Below are 2,840 nucleotides of genomic sequence, written 5' to 3' on the forward strand. Positions count from 1 at the left end.
CGCGGCGCTTCGGCGCGCGGCGTCCACATCATCCAGAACTGCGAGGTCATCGGCGTCAAGCGGGCTGCCAACGGCGCGGTCACAGGCGTCGATACGACGCGCGGTTTCATCGGCGCCAAGAAGGTCGGCGTCGTCGCGGCCGGCCATTCCTCGGTCATCATGAACATGGCCGGCGTGCGCATGCCGCTGGAGAGCTATCCGCTGCAGGCGCTGGTGTCGGAGCCGGTCAAGCCGGTTGTGCCTTGCGTTGTGATGTCGAACACGGTGCACGCCTATATCTCGCAGTCCGACAAGGGCGAACTGGTGATCGGCGCCGGCACCGACCAGTATGTTTCCTATTCGCAGACCGGCGGACTTCACATTCTCCAGCATACGCTGGACGCCATCTGCGAGATGTTCCCGATCTTCACGCGCATGAAGATGCTGCGTTCGTGGGGCGGCATCGTCGACGTGACGCCCGACCGCTCGCCGATCCTGGCCAAGACGCCGGTGCCCGGCCTCTACGTCAATTGCGGCTGGGGCACGGGCGGCTTCAAGGCGACACCGGGCTCGGGCCATGTCTTCGCCCACACCATCGCCAAGGACGATCCGCACCCGATCAACGCGCCCTTCACCATCGAACGCTTCCGCACCGGCCGCCTCATCGACGAGGCAGCGGCGGCGGCGGTGGCGCACTGATGATGATGGCCGAGGTGGCAGTAGCGATGCCGCTGATGCTGGCGGGGGAACAAGGCATGTTTCATGTTCCCACGGCGCAGGAGGTGCGGCTACAGCCGATCAACCGTGCCGGAAACGAGGCCGGCTGGCCGTTTTCCGTCGACGAGGGAATGCTCGCCTGCGTCTGGAGTGTCGGCCAGAAAGTGGTGATGTTCTTCGAGGGCAGGCCGCATGGGCTGGATGAGGACGAGGATTTCCAACCGCGTGGCGTCATCGTTACGACAGATCCGATGCAGCTGACGCTCGGCAACATGGCCAACCGCGATCTCTTCAGTGCGGCGACGAGCGTCGAGGAGCGGCTGCGACTCGTCGCTCCCTTCATGACCATGGGCCAGAAGCTTTGCGACCAACCTCCCGGCGCGCGCGTCGGCCACGGCGAATTGTAGGAACAAACACGATGCTTCTCATCCGCTGCCCCTATTGCGAGGAAGAGCGCCCGGAACTCGAATTCCGCAACGCCGGCGAGGCGCATATCGCGCGTTCGGCCAACATGGCCGGCGAGAGCGACGACGATTTCGAGAAGTTCTTTTTCATCCGCTCGAATCCCAAGGGCATCATTTATGAGCGCTGGCGGCACATGCATGGCTGCGCGCGCTTCTTCAACGCGGTGCGCGACACCGTCACCGACAAGTTCGTCATGACCTACAAGGCCGGCGAGCCGAAACCTTCCACGCTGCCCATCGTTTCCAACGGAGTAGTAGCCAAATGAGCGGCGCGTTGCGCATTCCCGGCGCCGGACGCCTCAGCCAGGCCAAGACCGCCCGCTTCAGCTTCGATGGCCAGTCCTATGCCGGCATCGAGGGCGACACATTGGCTTCGGCGCTGCTTGCCAACGGCGTGCATCTGGTCGGCCGTTCGTTCAAGTACCACCGCCCGCGCGGCATCCTCTCGGCCGGCGCGGAAGAGCCCAACGCCCTGGTGCAGATCGTGCGTGATGACGCGCGCAAGACGCCCAACGTGCGCGCCACCGTACAGGAACTCTATGACGGGCTTGCCGCCAATTCGCAGAACCGCTGGCCGTCGCTGTCCTTCGACGTCGGCGCGGTCAACGATTTGGCATCACCGCTGTTCTCGGCCGGTTTCTACTACAAGACCTTCATGTGGCCGAAGGCGGCCTGGAAGAGCCTCTACGAACCGAAGATCCGCGAAGCCGCCGGTCTTGGCGTTTCCCCCGACAGGCCGGATCCCGACCATTATTCCTCGCGCTACGCCCATTGCGACGTTCTGGTGCTGGGCGGCGGTCCGGCTGGTATCGCGGCGGCGCTTGCCGCGGCGGAGACCGGCGTGCGTGTCATCCTTGCGGACGAGCAGGCCGAGTTCGGCGGCAGCCTGCGCTTCGAGTCTGGCGCCAAGGTCGACGGCAAGGACGGCTTTGCCTGGGCGCAAGCGGCGATCGCCAGGCTGGGTGCAATGGACAACGTCCGCGTGCTGCGGCGCACCACGGCGTTCGGCTACTACGCGCAGAATTTCGTCGGTCTGGTCGAGCGCGTCAGCGATCACCTGAAGGCTCCCGGCCATGACCTGCCGCGCGAACGGCTATGGCAGGTCCGCGCCAAGCGCGTGGTGCTGGCCTCCGGCGCCATCGAGCGCCACATGGTGTTCGCCAACAACGACCGGCCGGGCGTCATGCTGGCGGGCGCGGCGCGCACCTTCCTCAACCACTATGGTGTCGCGGTCGGAAAAAATGTTGGTGTCTACACCGCCAATGACTCGGCCTACGGCGCCGCGATCGACCTGAAGAAGGCCGGCGTCAACGTGGCGGCGATCGTCGATCTGCGCGACAACCCGACCGGCCCGGTGATCGACGAGGCGAGGGCGCTCGGCATCGAGATCAATTTCGGCCGTGCTGTGATCCGCGCCGGCGGCAAGCTGCGGGTGTCGTCGATGACGGTGCAGCCGAAGAATGGCGGCGGCGAACGCACAATTCCGGTCGATGCGATCCTGATGTCGGCCGGCTGGACACCGTCGGTGCATCTGTTCTCGCAGTCGCGCGGCAAGGTCGCCTTCAACGACGAGACCAAGCGGTTCGTGCCCGGCACCTACGCGCAGGACTGCGTCTCGGTCGGCGCCTGCAACGGCACCGACGGACTGGCGGCGACGGTCGACGAGGCCCATGCGGCGGG

The 2,840-nt window shown here is 65.6% G+C and carries 4 protein-coding genes; all 4 read left to right on the forward strand.

Annotation, left to right across the window (positions count from 1 at the left end; genetic code table 11):
* Positions 1 to 678 (forward strand): FAD-dependent oxidoreductase (locus tag O7A61_RS31770; RefSeq protein ID WP_337133110.1); only part of this gene is annotated, 678 nt, incomplete at its 5' end.
* Between the two features lie 2 nt (positions 679 to 680).
* Positions 681 to 1,103, forward strand: coding sequence for a hypothetical protein (locus O7A61_RS31775; protein WP_337105559.1), 423 nt, complete (start codon positions 681 to 683; stop codon positions 1,101 to 1,103).
* 11 nt (positions 1,104 to 1,114) lie between these two features.
* Entirely contained in the window at positions 1,115 to 1,426 is a 312-nt protein-coding gene (locus O7A61_RS31780) for a sarcosine oxidase subunit delta (protein ID WP_337133111.1), read from the forward strand.
* Positions 1,423 to 2,840: 2Fe-2S iron-sulfur cluster-binding protein (locus O7A61_RS31785; protein WP_337133112.1), on the forward strand; the 1,418-nt coding region annotated here is incomplete at its 3' end. The genes O7A61_RS31780 and O7A61_RS31785, both read left to right, overlap by 4 nt.

Origin of the sequence: Mesorhizobium sp. Cs1321R2N1 (assembly GCF_037179725.1) — a bacterium.
GTDB classification, from domain to species: Bacteria; Pseudomonadota; Alphaproteobacteria; order Rhizobiales; family Rhizobiaceae; genus Mesorhizobium; species Mesorhizobium salmacidum.

What these genes read in the sequence shown, in the direction of transcription:
- O7A61_RS31775 (WP_337105559.1), top strand. Translation starts at nt 681, where the DNA reads ATGATGGCCGAGGTGGCAGTAGCGATGCCGCTGATGCTGGCGGGGGAA.
- O7A61_RS31780 (WP_337133111.1), top strand. Translation starts at nt 1,115, where the DNA reads ATGCTTCTCATCCGCTGCCCCTATTGCGAGGAAGAGCGCCCGGAACTC.